Origin of the sequence: Pseudanabaena sp. 'Roaring Creek' (genome assembly GCF_001402795.1) — a bacterium.
In the GTDB taxonomy this organism is placed as follows: Bacteria; Cyanobacteriota; Cyanobacteriia; order Pseudanabaenales; family Pseudanabaenaceae; genus Pseudanabaena.
Genome location: NZ_LIRE01000181.1, coordinates 1 through 1,367, shown reverse-complemented (window position 1 = coordinate 1,367; position 1,367 = coordinate 1). Strand labels below are relative to the sequence as shown.

Genomic DNA, 1,367 nt, shown 5'->3' with positions numbered 1-1,367 from the left:
CTAAAACCTGCGGCGCACGCTGCGCGTGCGCCGCAGGTTTTAGATCTGGATTTTATGCCCAGCCACTTAGATGACTATGGGTGAAAGAAAACTGATTGCCAAAATTTATGTCTGATATCGCTGACGTAGTGGCGCATAGCAGTTTGTTTGGTAACAAAGCGATCAGGATAGACAAACTGATCGTCTACATTCATAACATATTTATCGCGATCGAGGGCGATGCCGCGATTCGATTTAATCGTCAAATTAACGATGGTTTGCTCGGAGAAGTAATTGGGAAGTTCTGGGAGCTTTGCCAATCTCTGTACTGGTTCTTGCCAATCTAAAGCTTTTTTAAATAGAATAAATCCCGCATTAATTGGCTCTTGCTGCTCGACATCTTCATAAATGAGGCGTTTGTCTAGGGAGTTCTTACAGTCTGGCAAATAATAGGTAGCCGAACCTTCACTAGTAGCTAGTTCGGCTAGATGGGAAGCTCCTTGAAAAAACAAAATATCGGAATCCGTATAGAGCGTTGCCCCATCAATGGGAATAGACATGAGGGCAGCAAGTTTTTTACCCATTGCCTGCTGAGAGGCGTATTCATAGACTGATTGGGGCAAGTCTTCTCTTTGAAATTTGGTTAAAAGCTGAACGTCAACACAGGGATGAATCCGCCGTAATAGCTTAATACTCTCTTCGGTATAACTTCCATCGGACATGATCGTAAATACCTTAGGAATTCCCACATAGCGAAGGAAAGATCGCAGACTTGCTACTTGTTCGGGTAAATCCCTTTCGCAGGATAGGGCATATACTTTGATGGGGACTTGTCGCTCTTGGGCGATCGGCAAACTAACTAGAGTCGAAAGGCTAGATTTATAAATAGATCGGAGGAAGTTTCCTTGGATTTTTGCTGCATGATAGCCAATGTTTACCATTCGTTCCTCTTCAAGTTAGTTGATTGATGGTGAAACTTAAAATAGCTGGGCATCAGTAAAAAACAGATCCAAATCCCTTGGCACATGCGCAGCATATGCTATGGGTTTGGGATTTTATATTTAATTGAGCCTAGCCAGTTACATCGCAATTATAAATCTGAAATAAGCGATCGCTATTAAAAGTTTTTCATTTTTGGGAAATCCCCATTTCAAGAGGAATAGGCGCTGATTTTATTATTTAACGTGAGTTCGGGATGATTTGAAACTGTCTTTGAGAAAGGGTTTGCTATGCAAACCCTTTCTCAAAGCCCCAAAGTAAAAGCCTTGGGTAGCAAGGCTTTTATAGATAATTCAAATAAAAACTACAGCTTCGACTTCGCTCAGCTAGCTTACACCGAGGGCTGAGCGAAGTCGAAGCCCGTCTACAAGTTATTTAAAACAACTATA

Annotated in this window: 1 protein-coding gene; it reads right to left on the bottom strand. The window is 41.9% G+C overall.

Going from position 1 to position 1,367, the window contains the following annotated elements:
* Window positions 1-74 precede the first annotated feature (74 nt).
* Window positions 75-920 (bottom strand): hypothetical protein, encoded by an 846-nt coding sequence (locus AC805_RS05735; protein ID WP_055074525.1) that lies wholly within the window; start codon window positions 918-920, stop codon window positions 75-77.
* Window positions 921-1,367: the final 447 nt, after the last annotated feature.